Below are 15,613 nucleotides of genomic sequence, written 5' to 3'. Positions count from 1 at the left end.
TCAGGCGTCGATGATCGAGACGCGGTTGGGGTGGGGTGGCTGGGGCTGAAACATGGTCAGCAGGCTCTCGCCCTCGGCGACGACGGCGTCGCGCTCATCCGGCGTGAGGCCGCGCAGCGGCGTGATCCGTAACGTCGTCGCGCCGTCGTCGGCGGTGACCGCCCAGGTGCCCGAGACCCGTCCGTCGACCAGCAGGAAGCGTGCGCCGGTGACGCTCAGCCCGCGATGTTCGGTGTCGATGACGCGGCTGCGGTCGTCGTAGCCGAGCACCGCGTTGTCGAACGCCGGCAGGAACCGCGGCGGTACCGGGGTTTGCGGGTCGGGCAGCGCGCCGTCGGGCACGTCGAGCAGCTCGCGGCCGCGCTCGTCGCGGAACGTCCGCAGCGACGGGCGCAACCGTTGGACGGCTTCCCGCAGCCCGCCCAACCCGCACCAGGCGCGGATGTCGGCGGTGGCCGCCGGACCGTACGCGGCGAGGTAACGCAGGACCAGCGCGTCGACGGTGGCGGGCGACTCCGGCGGCAACGGCCGACCCAACCACGCCTCGATGGTGGTGTTGTACGCGGCGGCGCGTTGGCCCCAGACACCACGCGGTGGCACCTGCACGAGCGGCACGAGCGTGCTGAGCGCGTCGCCCAACGTGCGCGCCTGCACACCCGGCCAACGGTCGGCGATCATGCGGGCCGCCTCGGTGAGCATGCGTGGCCGCTCCTCGAACAGCGGTCTGCCCAGTTTCGTCAGCTCGTCGAGGTCGACGCCGGGCAGCGCGCGGCGCAACGTCGACCACATGCGTGAGACCAGCATCGCCTGGTGCACCGGCCGCAGCGTGACGCAGTCGCCTGCGGTCACCAGATGCAGGGTGCGGCGCATCAGCAGGGTGCGGACCGCCCGGCGGCTCAGCAGCAGCTCGGCCAGCGCCGACGGCTGGAAGTCGGCCAGCCGGCTCCACAACCCGACGTAGGGCTCCAACGGCTCCTGCGCCTGCAACCCCACCAGGTGCTCAAGGGCGTCGGCGACCGGCATGTCGTGCCGGCGCAGCAGGAGCTGACGGGCCAGCAGGGCCCGGTTGAGGGCACGGCGGTCGAGCACGCTCATGGCGCCGACGCTATCGCCCACCCCGGACATCTTCCGGGCGGACCTGAGGGTGCGACAGCTCCACTGTCGCGTCCGGATGTGGCCCGGTTGGTTCAGGCCACCAGCAGACGGAGACCGAGTTCTGCCGCGTCGAGGGCGACGAGGTCGCGGTTGCGCTCGGCCCACCGGCCTGAGGCCAGGTCTTCCCGGAGCCCGCCGACCGCCCGCTGCTCGGCCTGCGGTCCGACTCTGGTCCACACCGACACCGCGCGGCGTACGTGGTCGTCGAGGTACGCCTCGGGCCGGCGCCAGTACGCCTCGAAGAAGCCGTCGGCGCAGTCCCACGGCACCAGCACCGGCTCGGCGTGGCCGCCGATCGCGCCGGTCAGGTCGGCCAGCGACGGCCACCCGACGAGCAGGTCGGCGAACTCGGGCAGGTAGTCGCGGGTGAGCCAGAATCGCTGCCGCCAGCGGGTGTCGTCGGCGTCGTAGGTGAACACCACCACGCGGCGGGCCACCCGCCGCATCTCACGCAGCCCGGCGACCGGGTCCGGCCAGTGGTGGACGGTGCTGACCGCCATCGCGGCGTCGAAGGACTGGTCCTCGAACGGCAGACTCTCCGCGGCCGCGGCCACGCACGGTGCCGCACCCGGGGGCCGCTGCGCCCGCATCACCGCCGACGGCTCCACCGCCGTGACGTCGCGGTCGGGTGGTTCGTACGAGCCGGTGCCGGCTCCGACGTTCAGCACCGTCCGGGCGTCACCCAGCGCAGCCCAGATGCGCGCGGCGATTCGTGGCTCGGTGCGTCGCGTCGCGGGGTAAGCGGATCCGATGGCGTCGTACAACTGGGCCCCGAACACTCTCAGCTGCTCCTCCGGTGTCGTCCTGATTCCCCTCGCCCGTGCCTCCAGCTCCCGGTCGATGGCCGTCACCATAGCGGCAGCGCGATCACGCTGATCCATCAGCAGGCCCCGCAGCCGGCACAGATGCGCGACCGCGTCCGTGGTCGGATCGTCGACCAGGTCCGCGATCTCGCGCAGCCCGAAGCCGAGCCGCCGGTAGGCGAGCACCTCCCGGAGCCGCTCCACATCGTCGACGGAGTAGGCCCGGTGTCCGGCCGCGGTTCGAGTGGACGGTTCGAGGAGGCCGATCTCGTCGTAGTGGTGCAGGGTGCGGACGCTGACGCCGGCCAGCTCCGCCACCCGTCCCACGGTCAGGTGCTCTGCCATGGCACGACTATCGGGCATCACGCCGCGTGAGGAACAAGGCTCGCCGCCGCCCGATCTTCCTCAGGTCCGCTCCAACGTCTGCGCGCGAGCGCGGCCGTACTCGGCTAGGGCGTGGAAGGCTGCCTTCGGCGTCCATGAGCCGTCGGGCAGGACCCGCACGATGCCGCGTGCGGCCAGGTCGTAGTCGTGCGCCGGGTCGCCGGTGGTGGGTAGGTGCCGGTTCGCGAACGTGTACACGAACGCCGCCTCCACCCCGCCACGCTCGTAGTCGTGTAGCAGGTCCAGCAGGTAGCGGGCCTGGCCCTGCTCGTCACGTTCCAGTTCGGTGGTGAGCTTCGCGGCGCGGCCGTGTTCGTCGTAGGTCACCGGCTCCGTCGCGCCCGCGACGTCGGCCGCACCCCGGAAGGTGCAGCAGCCGAACTCGGTGACGGCGTACGGTTTGCCCTGCCCCACCGCTGCGGCCAGGGTCTGCGGAAACACCGCGGCGTTCGTCGCGTCACGGTAGCCGGCGTCGCTGGCGATGATGTCGAACGGTGCCCAGTCGACGTCCTCCAGTGGGATCGAGGCGTAGCCGACGGGGCCGCCGAACCGCTGGCGCACCGCAGGCACCACCTCGGCGAGAAATTCGCGTACGGCGGCTCGGGCAACCGGGACCGCCTCCCGCATGCGCATCGGATCGGCGAACAGTGTCAGCCGCTCGACCAGGTCGCGACCGGGCAGGAAACCGTCGGTGAACAGGGAGATCTCGGAGCCGGTGAGGTACACGACCGAGGCGCCGGTGCGGCGGAGCCGCTCGGCCCGCTCGGCGCCGTCGAGCAGGAACGCCATCAGTTCGTCGCGGTCGAGGCCGTTGGTGAAGGGGGAGTACCACACCTCGAGCCCCGCCTCGGCGGCGAGTCGCGCGGCCAACTCCAGTCGATCCTGGACACCGCCGGTGAGGCGTACCGCGTCGCAGTGCAACTCCTCGCGGATGACATGCAGGTCGCGCCGCACGGTCTCGGGGACGAACGGCTCGTGGGTGGTGGATCCGGCGCTCACGAAGCCGGTGTCGTAGTTCATGCCGAAGACGCGCACGGGCAGCTCTCCTCGCCTACAGGGTACTTGGCGTACCTTATAGGGTACGTCTAGTACCCTGCAAGCCATGGGCACCAGACGCCGGGGCGAGGAACTGGAACGGGCGATCCTGCAGGCGGCGGCCGTGGAACTACGCCGGTCCGGCTACGCGGGGATGACCATGGACCGGGTCGCCGCCCGGGCCGGGACCAACAAGAACGCCATCTACCGCCGATGGCCGCATCGTGCGGCGCTGGGCATCGCGGCGTACCGCCACCTCTCCGACATCGCGATGCCGAACCCCGACACGGGCACCCTGCGGGGCGATGCGCTCGAGATGTTGCGGAAGGCGAACGAGACGTGGTCCTCGCCGCACGGGGCGGTCCTGCGCAGCCTGCTTGCCGCGGCGGCGGACGACCCGGCGCTGCTCGACCTCATGCGCGAACGATCAGGCGCGGATACCATGGACCGCGCCTGGCTGACCATCCTCGACCGCGCGGTCGCCCGCGGTGAGGCACCACCGTCGGCCGTGCACCCGCGGGTCGCGGCCACGCCGATGATGCTGCTGAGAGCCGAGTACGCGACGCGCGGGATCCCGTCGGTCCCCGACGAGGTCCTGATCGAAATCGTCGACGAGGTCTTCCTGCCGCTCGTACGCGGCCGCGTCTGACCCTCGCACGCGCGACGGGTCCGCGTGGCCCGGTCCCCGCGACGCCCGACCCACCGGCCGGCGGTCGATCAGGATGGGCCGTCCCGAGCCGGGGCGGGGCTACGCTGACCAGGTGCGGTTGGTCATCATGGCGGACACCCACCTGCCGAAACGTGCCCGTGACCTGCCGCCCGGGCTGTGGGCTGCCGTCGACGCCGCCGACCTTGTCATCCATGCCGGCGACTGGGTCAGCGCCGAGTTGCTCGACGACCTGGAGCGGCGCAGCGCCCGACTGATCGGCGTCCACGGCAACAACGACGGTCCCGACCTGCGGGCCCGACTCCCGGAGATCGCCCGCGTGGACGTCGGCGGGATGCGCATCGCGGTGGTGCACGAGACCGGCCCGGCCAGCGGCCGGGAGCGGCGGTGCGCGGCTCGCTTTCCCGACTGCGACCTGCTCGTCTTCGGCCACTCCCACATCCCCTGGGACAGCGAGGCCCCCGGTGGTCTGCGGTTGCTCAACCCCGGCTCGCCGACCGACCGGCGCCGCCAGCCGTACGCGACGTACCTCACCGCAGAACTGACCGGCGGTCGGCTCGACGCCGTCACCCTGCACGAGGTGCCGCGCTAGCCGGCGCGGGCCGACCTAGTCTGGAAGCATGCCGAAAGCCATCTGGAACGACCTGGTCGTCGCCGAGAGCCCGGACACCGTCGTGGTCGAGGGCAACCACTACTTCCCCCGTGCCGCGCTCCGCGACGACCTGCTGAGGGACTCCGACACCCACACGGTCTGCCCGTGGAAGGGCACCGCGTCGTACTACACGCTGGAGCACGACGGGCAGACCAGTGTGGACGCCGTCTGGTACTACCCGCAGCCGCTGCCCGAGGCCGAGATGATCCGCGACCGGGTCGCGTTCTGGAAGGACGTCAAGGTCGTCGGGGACGACTGACTCCGGGTCATGTCCCTGCGGCTGCGCGACGGTCGCGACGGCGGCAGGCCGCAGCGTCGCCCGGCCGACGACCGGACGGCACCCGCCGCATGTCACCCCGAGTGGGCGCGGTCGAAGGCGATCAGCCGCTGCACGAACCAGGAAGGGTCGGCCAGGTGGGGGTAGTGGGTGACGGTCGGCGACGTTTCGACGACCGCGCCGGGGATCCGGCTGCGCAGCCAGGCCGAATACTCGTCGGTTACGGGCAGCCCGTGTAGCGACAGGAAGGGAATGGGCTGCCGCATCGCCATGACGTCGGCGAAATTCTCGCCCCGCAGGGCCTGCGCCATCCGTGCCGGCAGCGGCTTCACATCGAGTGTCTGATCAACGGTGACCGCACCGCGCGCCGGGAAGCGGGCAGCGTAGGCAGTGGCCACCACCCCGCCGTAGGAGTGCCCCACGACCAGCGGGCGTTGCTCGATGCCCAGGGCGCGGACGAGTTCGTGGAGGTCGTCGGCCATGCTCAGCGGATCGTACGGTGCCACCCGCGGCGAGCCTCCGTGGCCGCGCAGGTCGAGCGGACCGTGCGGAAGTAGGAGGCCAGCGGCACCCGATTCCAGAAGTGGCGGTCCTCGGTCATGCCGTGGATCGCGACGAGGAGTGGTCCGACGCCATCGACGTCATGGGCGAGCGGGACGGTCGGGGTCATCGGTGCGCGCCGTTCCTTCCGCCGGTCGGGAGGCTCGCGCGAACGAGGCTGCGCGCCACGTCGACGCTTACGGTGAGGGTGTCGAGGGCGAGTGGTTGGGTGGCGAGAGCGCCCTCGTGTAGCACGAGGAGTCGGGTGGCGAGGGGTACGGGTCGCGTGCAGCCCGCCGCGGTGGCGAGTTGCCTGAAGAGATTCAGCAGCCAGTGCTTCTGGTTCGCGGCGATGCGGTGGGCGGCATGCGCGGGGTCCGGGAGTTCGGCCAGCGCGTTGATGAAGGCGCACCCTCGGGTGTTCGTCCTGCTCCAGATCCGCAGCGCGTCGAACGGTGCGGTGACCGCGTCGACCGGGTCGGCGCATGCGTCGACGGTGTCGCGGACGAGCGACCGCCAGCGCTGGTCGCGCTCGGTGAGGTAGGCGGTGATGAGCTGATCTTTCGAGCCGAACTGGTTGTACAGGGTCCGTTTGGTCAGACCCGAGTGCTCGGCGATGAGATCCACGCCGACGGCGGTGATTCCGCGGTCGTAGAAGAGTTCCTCGGCGGCCGCGAGGATGCGCCGGCCAGCCGGGGTCCGGGCCCGAGTTTCCGTCATGCGGGGCTCCTCCTCACCGATCGCTGTACGCTGGTGGTTCACAGATCAGTGTACTTCAGGAGGGGGCAGCTGATGGCGGTGCCGACGACCATGCGTGCCATGCGGATCGCCCGGCACGGTGGGCCGGACGTGCTGACCGAGGCGGAGGTGGCCGTGCCCGCCCTGGCGGCGGGGGAGGTGCTGGTCCAGGTCAGCGCGGTGGCGCTGAACAACACCGACCTGTGGACCAGGGAGGGCGCCTACGGTCGGCCGGGGGACCCGAAGGCGCCCTCGGGCTGGCGGGGGCCGATCGAGTTCCCTCGCATCCAGGGTGCCGACGTGGCCGGCCGGGTCGTGTCGGTGGGGCCCGACGTGGACGGGAGCCTCGTCGGCCGCCGGGTGGTCGTCGATCCGGCGATCTACGACGCCGAGGGGCCGGACGCGAACCCGGTGGGCCTGATGGGCAGCGAACGCGACGGTGGTTACGCCGAGTACGTGACCGCACCGGCGCGGCAGGTGCACGACATGACGGCGTCACCGCTCGCGGACGATCAGCTCGCGGCGTTGCCGACCGCGTACGGCACGGCGCTGGGCATGATCGAGCGGGGCCGGCTGCGGGCGGGGGAGACCGTCCTGGTCTCGGGAGCCTCCGGCGGCGTGGGGTTGGCGCTGGTGCAGATCGCCCGGGCGCGTGGCGCGCGGGTCTTCGCCATCAGCAGCGGAGCGAAGATCGACTCGGTGCGCGCGGCGGGAGCACACGAGGTGGTGGACCGCGCGAAGGGCGTCGTCGAGCAGGTCCGCGCCATCGCCCCCGACGGCATCGACGTCGGGCTCGACGTGGTCGCCGGAGACCTCGTGAGTGAGGGCCTGCCCCTGCTGCGCGACGGCGGCCGATGGGTCATCGCCGGCGCACTCGGCGGCTACCAGGTGGGCTTCGACGTGCGCCGCCTCTACCTGCACAACGCACAGTTGATCGGCTCCGCGATGCACAGCCCCGCACACTTCGAGCTGCTGATGGACCTGGCCCGGCGGGGTGAGATCGCGCCCGTCATCGCGGCGACCTTCCCACTGCACCAGGCCGCTGAAGCCCAGGAGGAACTCGCCCGTCGACGTCACGTGGGAAAGATCGTCCTGGTCCCGTAGGGACCCGTCCGGCCCGTGCAGCATCGGGCCGCGCAGCCCGGCGGCGCCGGCCACGGCGGGATCGGAGTGCACGGCCGTCCCGAGGAGACCGCAATGATCCTACCCTCCTAGGACGGTTTAGCGGTTGTGTGTGGCGTCACCGCAGGTAGCGGGCCACCGGGATGGACGCTCACGGGAACGTCGGTTGGACCCGGCCGCCAGCATTCGCTGCGGCTGCGCGCGGGCAGTGGCCCTCAGTTCGCTGCGCACCAAGATGATCTACGGTGGCAGTCGAGGAGCGCAGATGACGTCACGACCCGGGGTACAGCGTGCGCTGATCGCTGCCGTGCAGGTGCTCAGCCTCGCGGTGTGGTTCTCGGCCTCCGCCGTGGTGCCGGCACTACGCGAGTCGTGGCAGATCAGCGCCGCCGCATCCGTGTGGCTGACCGCGTCCGTCCAACTCGGCTTCGTCGCCGGTGCCGTCACGTCGACAGTGCTGAACCTGGCCGACCGGATCAGGCCGCACCTGCTGATGGCCGGCTGCGCGACGCTCGCCGCCGCCTGCACCGGCCTCTTCGCCCTCACCGTCGACGGGCTGGCCGGGGCCATCCCGCTGCGCTTCCTCACCGGTGTCTTCCTGGCCGGGGTCTACCCGGTCGGCATGAAGCTGACCGGATCCTGGGCGCCGCCGGCCCGCCGAGGGCTCGCGTTCGGCGTCATGATCGGTGCGCTGACCCTCGGCTCGGCGCTACCGCACCTGATCGGCGGACTGGGCGATCTGCCGTGGCGCGGCGTGATGGCCACCGCGGCCGGCTGCGCGCTGCTCGGTGCGGTGGTGGCCGTGACCCTGGTGCGGGAGGGCCCGCAGTTCGCTCCCGGCACGCCACCGCGTCCGTACCCCCGGTACGCCCTGGCGATGTTCGGCCGGCGTGGTCCCCGGCTGGTGAACCTGGGCTACTTCGGACACATGTGGGAGCTGTACGCGCTGTGGACCTGGCTGCCCAGCTTCCTGATCGCGGGCACGGCCGCCCGGACCGGTCGCGACGACGCGAACGTCAGCCTGCTCGCGTTCCTGGCCATCGGCCTCGCCGGGGTCGCCGGATGTCTCGTCGGCGGCTGGGCCGCCGACCGGTTCGGACGACCCCGGGCCGCGTTCACCGCCCTGGTGGTCAGCGGCGCGTGCTGCCTAACCTCGCCGCTGTTCTTCACCGCGCCGCCCGGCGCCGTCGTACTGCTGGGGGTGGTGTGGGGCGCCGCGGTGGTCGCGGATTCCGGTGTCTTCTCGACCGCCCTGAGCGAGGTCGCCGACAGGCGGTACGTCGGAACCGCGCTCACCGCGCAGACGGCCATCGGTTTCGCCCTGACCGTCGTCACCATCCAACTCGTGCCCGTCCTGGCCGACGCGGTCGGCTGGCGTTGGGCGTTCCTGCTGCTCGCTCCCGGCCCGTTCGTCGGTGCGCTGGCGATGCGCGCGTTCGGCCGCCAGCCCGCGCACGCCTGAGCAGCAGACAGGGCACCGCCCCCGGGCCGGCAGCAGTATCCGATGAGCGTGCACGAGGGTCGCACGACAGCGGAGGACGGGTTCTGCTCGGCCATCGATGGTCACGGAGATTAATCGATGTCGCCGGAACGACAAGCCCGGTACGAAGATCACGTGCCCTTCGTCGCGCTTCTGACCGGTGTCTTCCTACTCGGCATCGCCGACTCGATGGTCAACTCCTACATCGTTCTCTTCGGCGCCGATGTGGTCGGTTTGACACCGCTGCAGATCGGCGTGTGGAGCTCAGTGCTCGCAGTCGGCGGGATCACCATCAGCTGGTGGCTCGGGCGACTGTTCGATCGACGGCCCGCGCGGGCGTACACGATCGTCGTCATCCTCCTGGGCGCGGCGGGTTACCTGCTGCTGTCCCGGGTTCAGAGTTACCTGGCGCTGCTGTTGATGGCAGCGACGGTGCTCGCGGCGATGGGGGCGGCCTTTCCGCAGCTGTTCGCCCTGGCCCGCGCCGTGCTCGGGGAGGGGACCGCCGGGCAGCGTTCCGCGCCGCTGCTGCGCTCGGCCTGGTCCCTGGCGTGGGCCGTCGGGCCGTTGCTAGGTGCGCTCGTGCTCTCCCGGGGCGGCTATTCGTGGCTGTTCTGGGTGGCGGCCGGGGTGTTTCTCGCCTCCGCCCTGGCTGTTCTTGGCGTGCCACGGCCCGGGTCTGCGGCGGTCGTCAGCGCCTCGTCGGGCCGCGTCCCTGTGCTGCTCACCCTGAGCGTCACCCTGTTCTTCACCGCCATGTTCGCAGGCAGCCTGGCGCTGCCGCTGTTCGTCACGCGCGTCCTGCATCAGCAGCCCGCGTCGGTCGGCGTCCTCTTCAGCGTGTGCGCTGCGGTCGAGGTGGTGGCCACGCTGGGGCTGGCCGTCGTTCCCGCAGGGGTCAGTCAGCGAGCTCTGATCCTCGGCGGCTTCGGTTCCTTCGTGTGCTATTTCGCCCTGACGGTCGTATCCTCGAGCATGCTGCTGCTGATCATCGGGCAGGTGCTGCGCGGCGTCGGGATCGCCATCGTCGGGGCCGCCGGCATTCGTTACTTCCAGGACCTTCTTGCTCCGGCAACCGGCCGCGCCACCACCCTCTACGCCAACGCGTCCACCGCGGGCCTCCTGGTCTCCGGCATCCTGGCGGGCCTGGCGGTGGAGAACCTCGGTTATCGAGCGGCGCTCCTGCTGTGCGCGGTCACCGCGGCGTTGGGTGGGTTGGCTTTCACCCTCGGTTCTCGCCGTCCGGTCGGCCGGCAGCACACGCAGACAGCACATGAGCCGAACCGTGGGTTCCGCTCCCGGTGACAGCCATTGCCACGAAGCGGAGACCGGGTGGCGTGAGTTCGGCTTTCCTGGCCCCCGGGTCAAGGGTAGCGGCTGAGTTCGCTGATTCGCTCGGCGTCCGACCCGCCCCGCAGGGCCGGTGTCGACCGCCGGTCAGCCGCTGACCCAGGGTGTGGTCGGTTGCAGCACCGCCTCCCGCAAGGCGACCGTTCGCCACCTTGTGACCTGCTGGTACTCCGGGTCGGCGACCATCCGGCTGAAAGCCGTCCGGCTCGGGTACCGCACCAGCAGCACCGCGTCCCACGCCTGACCCTCCTCCGCGACCAGGGCCGTTCCGCCGTCACCGGCGTAGAGCACCTCGCCGCCGTGGCGGGGCAGGAAGGTCTCGCGTAGCGCGGTGGCGTAGCGCTCGTACGACTCCCGCCCACCCTCGTCGAAGCGCAGTAGGTTGAGCATCACCACAGGCGCCGCGGGATCGGTGGCGAGGAATGCCTTCAGATCCCGACCGGTCGGGTCGACGGCCATGTCCGCGTCTCCATCCGTCAAGGTGGCGACATCAGACCACAGACTGCGGCGACGGGAAAGCCACCGGGTGTCCGGCCGAGGGCGTCGTGGGTAGCTGACGGACGCTCAGGTGCGCCCGGGTACAGGTGCGGCGGGTTGCGTGGGACTTCCTGGTGGCTGGGGCGGATGGACGGTGATGTCCTGGGTCACGGAGGCGACCCGGAGGCCGTTTTCGCTGAAGCGGTCGAGCACTCGTCGGGTGACCTGGTCCTTGACCTGTCGGGCGGCGCGGACCGGCACCACGAACCGGGCGGACAGTTCTATCCAGTTCGGGGTGGCGCGGATGAAGACCCGGGGATCCACCTCGGCCTCGGCGACCGGGTAGCGGTGGCGCATCTGCTCGATTGCGCGCTGCGCCTCGGCGGTCGAGGAGATGTTCTGCGCCTCTTCGCACAGGATGCGTTCCGCCAGGTGCCAGTCCGCCTCGTAGGGGACCGGCAGGGTCAACTCTTCCCACAGGTGGTCCAGGACCATGCTGCTGTTGAACACCGGCGCGGTGAACACGAAACGGTTCGACAGGGACACCACTCGCCCGGTGTACTGGCGGCCGCGGATCCAGGATTCCGGGTCGGAGGAGGAGTCGCTTTCCAGGATCCGGGTCCGTAGTGGCGTGATGTCCAGGACGTCGCCGCGTACGCCGCACATTTGGATGCGGTCACCGACGCGGAACTGTCGGCCGGTGAGGATGCTGATCCAGCCGGCGAATGCGCCGAGGACCTCCTGCAGGGCCAGCGCGAGACCGGCGGCGAGCAGGCCGACGACCACGCCGACGCGGCCGGCGAACGGCCGCCACAGCAGCGCCAGCGCGAACAGCAGCGCTACGACGGTCAGGTAGTGCACCGCCTTGCGGAGGTAGTAGCGGTTGGTGGTGTCGTTCACCCTCATCGTGCTCAGGCGGCCGGCCAGGACGGCGACGACGAAAGCGAGCAGCACCAGGACGACGCTGGTCACGAGGCGACCGTTCACGCTGCTCGTGTCCCACAGTATTTCCAGGAACCGCGCCATGGTGCTTGCTGCCCATCGTCCTCGGCGGCCGACCGGTGTGTGTCCGTCGCGCCTTCACCATAGGCAGCCGCCGGCAGGGGAATCTGGGATTGCGCGACACACCATCCGGGCCGGGTGGAGCCTGCGCCCGGGCCGGGCGCTCAGCGGGTCTTGCCGACGCGGCCCGCGTCGACCGTACGGAGGAAGGGTCGACGGGTGCCCGGCTGCGGGCGGACCCAGCGGTGGTAGGCGGCCACGTCGACGTTGCTGCCGCAGACAATGGTGGTCACGTGTCGGCCGGCGAAGCGGTCAGGATCTTCGAGGAGCGCGGCGACACCGAGCGCGGCTGACGGTTCGACGACGAGGCCGGCCTGGTCGAGGAGCATCCGCATGGCGGTGATGATCGAGGTTTCCTGGACGAGGATGGCGTCGTCGGCGACCAGGAGCAGGTCGTCCAGGACGGCCGGGATGGGGCGCCGGCCGGCGACGCCGTCGGCGATGGTGTTTGTCGACTCGGTGGTGACGACGTGCCGCTGATGCCAGGAGCGGGTCATCGCCGGTGCGCCCTGCGGCTGGACGCAGAGCACCTCGACGTGGGGTGCCTGCTCCTTCAGGACGTGTCCCACGCCCGTGGCCAGCGCCCCGCCGCCGAGTGCGACCAACACAGCGTCGAAGGGCGGCGCGGTCTCCACCAGTTCCAGGCCGATGGTGCCCGCGCCTTCGCAGGTCTCGATGTCCAGGCTGTCTTCGAGGAGCCGGATGCCGCGCTGCTGGGCGATGGCCGCCGCCCGGTCGCGGGCCAGCTCGTGATCACCGTCGACCAACTCCAGCGTGGCGCCCAGGGCCCGGATGCGATCGAGCTTGGCGACGGTCGCATGGCGGGTGGCCACGACTGTGACGTCGAGTCCTCGGCCGCGACCGGACCAGGCGAGGGCCTGGCCGAGGTTGCCCACGCTGGCGCACACCACCGCGTGTTGGCCGTCGTCTGCGAGCCGGCTCGCGACGAGTTCGGTGCCGCGGGCCTTGAAGCTGCGGACCGGGTTCGCTGTTTCGAGCTTGATGCTCACGGCGCACCCCAGGTCGGGCTCCAGTGGCTCGCACCGGTACAGCGGGGTGTCGAGGAAGACCGGGTCGATGACGTGGCGAGCCGCCCGGATCCGAGCGGTGTCGAGGCGGGTCTTCTGCACGACTGAGCAGCGTAGCGGCGACCGGCCGTGGCGTGGGCACTCGTGTGCCGGGGAGATCTTTCACGGTCCTGTCGGGTGCCGGTACCGCGGCGGAGCGTCCGGCAGAGTGGCGGACGCTGACCTTCGGCCTGACAAGGGTGGGCGTTGACCTTGACGCGTCACGGAACGAACGGCTCGACCGGGAATCCGCGGGCGGACGAACCAGTGATCCACGTGTGCGGCGTGGCGAAGACGTCTCCGGTTCCGGGCGGGGAGTTTCCCGCGCTGAGCGGGGTGGACATCTCGGTCGACGCCGGCGAGTTCACGGCGGTGGTGGGCCGATCGGGCAGCGGTAAGACGACACTGTTGAATTTGCTCGCCGGGATCGACCGGCCGACCGCCGGGCAGATCCGGGTGGCCGGACCGCGGTGCACGAGGTGCCCGAGGCCCAGTTGGCGGCGTGGCGGCGGCGCGCGGTCGGGCCGGTGTTCCAGTCCTTCCAGTCGCTGTCGACGCTGACCGTCGCGGAGAACGTGATGCTGCCGATGGACTTCCGCGGCACGGTCCCGGCGCGCCGCCGCCGGCCGCTCGCGCTGGAGCTTCTGGGCCGCGTCGGCATCGCGACCACGCCGACAAGGTGCGGGATCTGTCTCCCGCCGGCAAGGCCGTCGTACTCGAAGGCACTCTCACCGGTCTACTCGGCTCGCTCGTGGCCATCGCCCTCGGAGTGCCGCTGTCCGTCCTGTACCAGTGAACCACTGCCGGGCCGGCGGAGGCACTATCGTGCTGGCGTGCACATCCGTTTCGACGTACCCGCCGATCCCGCCTATCCGGGCCGGGTGGCCGCTGCGCTCAGCGGTGCTCAGGCGCGGAGGTACCGCCTGATCGGCGCGATGCTGGTAGCGGTCGGTGTGATCGGTTTTGTCGTCTCGCGGGGGTTCGGGTGGGGCGCGCAGACTCTGTCGGTGTGGATGACGCTGGGCCTGGGTGGTCTGCTGGCGATGCTGTACTGGCCGTGGCTGCGGTGGCGGGCCCGACGCCGCTCCAGTGGCTACGCCGTGGAGGGCGGCTACGACATCACCGAGGACAACATCATGATGCGCAGCGGCTCGGAGTCCGGCGGCATCGCCTGGGACGGGGTGACCCAGGTGAGGGCCACCCCTGAGTTCTGGATCGTGTACGTGGGGCGGATGCCGGCGACCGTGATCCCACGCCGGCTGATGTCCGCCGAGGACGCGGAGACGCTGCGCGGCTTCCTGGCCGACCGTGGGCTGCTCCGCACCTGACCTGATCCGCGGTGAGGCGTGGGCGGCCGGGCCTGGTGGTCACCCGGGGCCTGCGGACACCCTCCGCACGTCCCGGGTGGGCTGAGCGCTGTCAGGGGGTGAGCACGACCGTGGAGATGCTGCGGGCGCCGACGTTGACGGAGACCTGTCCGCCGTTGACGGTGACCGGCTGACTGGCCGCGTTGGCGTTCTGCGAGGTGAGGTGGTGCTCGGCCCGGGATACGTTCTGCGGCACCTGGATCACCGCATTGTTGACCGCGCTGGTCGAGCGGTTCAGGATCACCAGCGTGGTCTTTCCGCCGCCGGTGTAGGCGGTCACCTCCAACGGTGAAGCCTTGGCGCTCTTGGTCAGGGCGACCCGCTGGTAGCCGGGGCGGACGTACTTGGCGTACTGCGAGAACGCGTACCCCCGCTTGAGTGGGGCACCGGCGCTGGTGCCGAAGGCCGCCTCGCCGTCGCCGATGAAGGAGTAGTAGCGCTTGCCGTACCACCACACGTAGGCGGACCAGTTGGACTCCATCGACCGGTGCACCGTACGCATGATGTCGTCGAGCGTCTCGTTCCAGACCGTCTGGTTGCTGGGGTTGCCCCAGATGTTGGAACCGTTGCCGTCGGCCTCGTGCAGGTTCCACTCGGTCATCCACACCGGCTTGTTGTGCTGGTCGGCCAGCGGGTAGGACCGCAGCCGGCCGGAGGCCTCGGTGCCGTACAGGTGGCCGCCGATGTAGCCGATGTTGTTGCGGGCGGTCGCGTCGTTGAGGGTCGGATCGGTGTAGGTGTAGTTGAGGTTCACCGCCTCGGCGACCATCAGCCTGGTGTTCTGTACCCGCGTCCCGTGGTCGCGTACGAAGTTGCGCAGCTCGGTGCCGCTCCAGTCCATCGAGTCGTAGTCCGGGTGCCAGTCCGGCTCGTTCTGCACCGAGGTGACGTCGATCGTGATGCCCTGGTTGCGCATGGACTGGACGTAGCCGTTCAGATGGTTCGCGTAGTCGTCGTAGTAGTCGGTCCTCAGCTTGCCGCCGTTGGTCCGGCTGTTGTTCGTCTTCCACGCCGCCGGTGCGGTCCACGGCGAGGCGAGGATCTTCACATCGGATCCGTACGACTTGGCTGTCCGCAGGGCGTTCACGTGGACCGGCCACTCACCGGATTCCGGTGAGATGCCGGTACGGACGATCGACAGGCCCAGTTGGTTGGGGCCCAACCCGACCAGCGTCTGGGTCTCGGCCGTCGACCAGGTGCCGTTGCCCCAGATCGAGGTCGCGGCCCCGAATCCGTCGATCGTCTGGTACCGGGTGGCGCTGTTGACCGTGATGTCCGCCGGCCCGGTCGGGGGTGGGGTGGTGGGCGACGGCGGTGGGGTGGTGGTGGGTGGGGTGGTGGGGGTGACGCCGCCGGTGCAGGCCACGCCGTTGAGGGTGAAGCTGGTGGGGGCGGGGTTGCTGCTGGTCCAGGAGCCGTTGAAGCCGAATGAGGTGG

18 protein-coding genes are annotated in these 15,613 nt (G+C 70.7%); 8 read left to right on the top strand and 10 right to left on the bottom strand.

The genetic code is table 11. From position 1 onward, the window contains the following. The 3 genes from AB0J93_RS22115 to AB0J93_RS22105 all read right to left on the bottom strand — a co-directional run bounded on the left by AB0J93_RS22115 (position 1) and on the right by AB0J93_RS22105 (position 3,377). The gene (locus tag AB0J93_RS22115) at positions 1–1,095 is read right to left on the bottom strand and encodes a winged helix DNA-binding domain-containing protein (protein ID WP_363924211.1); all 1,095 of its coding nucleotides are present in this window, start codon (positions 1,093–1,095) and stop codon (positions 1–3) included. Between the two features lie 92 nt (positions 1,096–1,187). After that, on the bottom strand, positions 1,188–2,303 hold the full coding sequence (locus AB0J93_RS22110; RefSeq protein WP_363924210.1) for a MerR family transcriptional regulator: 1,116 nt from the start codon (positions 2,301–2,303) through the stop codon (positions 1,188–1,190). A 60-nt stretch (positions 2,304–2,363) separates the two neighbouring features. Further along, positions 2,364–3,377: a hypothetical protein gene (locus AB0J93_RS22105; protein WP_363924209.1), complete on the bottom strand. Its 1,014-nt coding sequence runs from the start codon at positions 3,375–3,377 to the stop codon at positions 2,364–2,366. A gap of 67 nt (positions 3,378–3,444) precedes the next feature. Between AB0J93_RS22105 and AB0J93_RS22100 the strand changes: the two genes are divergently transcribed. The 3 genes from AB0J93_RS22100 to AB0J93_RS22090 all read left to right on the top strand — a co-directional run bounded on the left by AB0J93_RS22100 (position 3,445) and on the right by AB0J93_RS22090 (position 4,955). Then, positions 3,445–4,026: a TetR/AcrR family transcriptional regulator gene (locus tag AB0J93_RS22100; protein ID WP_363924208.1), complete on the top strand. Its 582-nt coding sequence runs from the start codon at positions 3,445–3,447 to the stop codon at positions 4,024–4,026. A gap of 112 nt (positions 4,027–4,138) precedes the next feature. Continuing rightward, entirely contained in the window at positions 4,139–4,636 is a 498-nt protein-coding gene (locus AB0J93_RS22095; RefSeq protein WP_363924207.1) for a metallophosphoesterase, read from the top strand. A gap of 28 nt (positions 4,637–4,664) precedes the next feature. After that, positions 4,665–4,955 carry a DUF427 domain-containing protein gene (locus AB0J93_RS22090; protein WP_363924206.1) on the top strand — a complete coding sequence of 97 codons (291 nt, stop codon included), beginning with the start codon at positions 4,665–4,667 and terminating at the stop codon, positions 4,953–4,955. A 92-nt stretch (positions 4,956–5,047) separates the two neighbouring features. On the opposite strand, the gene AB0J93_RS22085 is transcribed toward AB0J93_RS22090, so the two are convergent. Genes AB0J93_RS22085 through AB0J93_RS22075 form a run of 3 tightly spaced genes read right to left on the bottom strand, consistent with a single transcriptional unit; the run spans position 5,048 to position 6,233 of the window. Continuing rightward, the gene (locus tag AB0J93_RS22085) at positions 5,048–5,455 is read right to left on the bottom strand and encodes an alpha/beta fold hydrolase (protein ID WP_363924205.1); all 408 of its coding nucleotides are present in this window, start codon (positions 5,453–5,455) and stop codon (positions 5,048–5,050) included. 2 nt (positions 5,456–5,457) lie between these two features. Beyond that, positions 5,458–5,643: a hypothetical protein gene (locus AB0J93_RS22080; RefSeq protein ID WP_363924204.1), complete on the bottom strand. Its 186-nt coding sequence runs from the start codon at positions 5,641–5,643 to the stop codon at positions 5,458–5,460. Then, complete coding sequence (locus tag AB0J93_RS22075; RefSeq protein ID WP_363924203.1) at positions 5,640–6,233, bottom strand: helix-turn-helix domain-containing protein; 594 nt, start codon at positions 6,231–6,233, stop codon at positions 5,640–5,642. Before AB0J93_RS22075 ends, AB0J93_RS22080 begins: the two co-directional genes overlap by 4 nt. Positions 6,234–6,305: 72 nt before the next feature. Between AB0J93_RS22075 and AB0J93_RS22070 the strand changes: the two genes are divergently transcribed. From AB0J93_RS22070 to AB0J93_RS22060, 3 genes are all read left to right on the top strand, one after another. Then, a complete protein-coding gene (locus AB0J93_RS22070; RefSeq protein WP_363924202.1) occupies positions 6,306–7,355 on the top strand; it encodes a zinc-binding dehydrogenase in 1,050 nt (349 codons plus the stop codon). 283 nt (positions 7,356–7,638) lie between these two features. Then, complete coding sequence (locus tag AB0J93_RS22065; RefSeq protein WP_363924201.1) at positions 7,639–8,835, top strand: MFS transporter; 1,197 nt, start codon at positions 7,639–7,641, stop codon at positions 8,833–8,835. Between the two features lie 153 nt (positions 8,836–8,988). Beyond that, positions 8,989–10,158, top strand: coding sequence for an MFS transporter (locus tag AB0J93_RS22060; RefSeq protein ID WP_363924199.1), 1,170 nt, complete (start codon positions 8,989–8,991; stop codon positions 10,156–10,158). A 132-nt stretch (positions 10,159–10,290) separates the two neighbouring features. Here AB0J93_RS22060 and AB0J93_RS22055 read toward each other — a convergent pair whose 3' ends face one another. The 3 genes from AB0J93_RS22055 to AB0J93_RS22045 all read right to left on the bottom strand — a co-directional run bounded on the left by AB0J93_RS22055 (position 10,291) and on the right by AB0J93_RS22045 (position 12,872). Continuing rightward, positions 10,291–10,662, bottom strand: coding sequence for a DUF1330 domain-containing protein (locus AB0J93_RS22055; RefSeq protein WP_363924198.1), 372 nt, complete (start codon positions 10,660–10,662; stop codon positions 10,291–10,293). Positions 10,663–10,767: 105 nt separating this feature from the next. Further along, positions 10,768–11,652: a mechanosensitive ion channel family protein gene (locus tag AB0J93_RS22050; RefSeq protein ID WP_363924197.1), complete on the bottom strand. Its 885-nt coding sequence runs from the start codon at positions 11,650–11,652 to the stop codon at positions 10,768–10,770. A 194-nt stretch (positions 11,653–11,846) separates the two neighbouring features. Next, positions 11,847–12,872: a pyridoxal-phosphate dependent enzyme gene (locus AB0J93_RS22045; RefSeq protein WP_363924196.1), complete on the bottom strand. Its 1,026-nt coding sequence runs from the start codon at positions 12,870–12,872 to the stop codon at positions 11,847–11,849. Between the two features lie 204 nt (positions 12,873–13,076). Between AB0J93_RS22045 and AB0J93_RS22040 the strand changes: the two genes are divergently transcribed. Together AB0J93_RS22040 and AB0J93_RS22035 are read left to right on the top strand one after the other, a co-directional pair. Further along, on the top strand, positions 13,077–13,370 hold the full coding sequence (locus AB0J93_RS22040; protein ID WP_363924195.1) for an ATP-binding cassette domain-containing protein: 294 nt from the start codon (positions 13,077–13,079) through the stop codon (positions 13,368–13,370). Between the two features lie 272 nt (positions 13,371–13,642). After that, entirely contained in the window at positions 13,643–14,137 is a 495-nt protein-coding gene (locus AB0J93_RS22035) for a YcxB family protein (RefSeq protein WP_363924194.1), read from the top strand. A 91-nt stretch (positions 14,138–14,228) separates the two neighbouring features. On the opposite strand, the gene AB0J93_RS22030 is transcribed toward AB0J93_RS22035, so the two are convergent. Then, on the bottom strand, positions 14,229–15,613 hold a 1,385-nt coding region (locus tag AB0J93_RS22030; RefSeq protein WP_363924193.1), incomplete at its 5' end, for a glycoside hydrolase.

Origin of the sequence: Micromonospora sp. NPDC049374 (assembly GCF_040677165.1) — a bacterium.
GTDB lineage: Bacteria > Actinomycetota > Actinomycetes > Mycobacteriales > Micromonosporaceae > Micromonospora.
Note: the sequence above shows the minus strand (reverse complement) of the source record. Positions and strands in the feature narration are given on the sequence as shown.

Bases quoted from the DNA above. Each gene is read 5' to 3' on its own strand.
- AB0J93_RS22115 (WP_363924211.1), bottom strand. From the start codon at position 1,095: ATGAGCGTGCTCGACCGCCGTGCCCTCAACCGGGCCCTGCTGGCCCGT.
- AB0J93_RS22110 (WP_363924210.1), bottom strand. From the start codon at position 2,303: ATGGCAGAGCACCTGACCGTGGGACGGGTGGCGGAGCTGGCCGGCGTC.
- AB0J93_RS22100 (WP_363924208.1), top strand. From the start codon at position 3,445: ATGGGCACCAGACGCCGGGGCGAGGAACTGGAACGGGCGATCCTGCAG.
- AB0J93_RS22090 (WP_363924206.1), top strand. From the start codon at position 4,665: ATGCCGAAAGCCATCTGGAACGACCTGGTCGTCGCCGAGAGCCCGGAC.
- AB0J93_RS22085 (WP_363924205.1), bottom strand. From the start codon at position 5,455: ATGGCCGACGACCTCCACGAACTCGTCCGCGCCCTGGGCATCGAGCAA.
- AB0J93_RS22080 (WP_363924204.1), bottom strand. From the start codon at position 5,643: ATGACCCCGACCGTCCCGCTCGCCCATGACGTCGATGGCGTCGGACCA.
- AB0J93_RS22075 (WP_363924203.1), bottom strand. From the start codon at position 6,233: ATGACGGAAACTCGGGCCCGGACCCCGGCTGGCCGGCGCATCCTCGCG.
- AB0J93_RS22070 (WP_363924202.1), top strand. From the start codon at position 6,306: ATGGCGGTGCCGACGACCATGCGTGCCATGCGGATCGCCCGGCACGGT.
- AB0J93_RS22065 (WP_363924201.1), top strand. From the start codon at position 7,639: ATGACGTCACGACCCGGGGTACAGCGTGCGCTGATCGCTGCCGTGCAG.
- AB0J93_RS22055 (WP_363924198.1), bottom strand. From the start codon at position 10,662: ATGGCCGTCGACCCGACCGGTCGGGATCTGAAGGCATTCCTCGCCACC.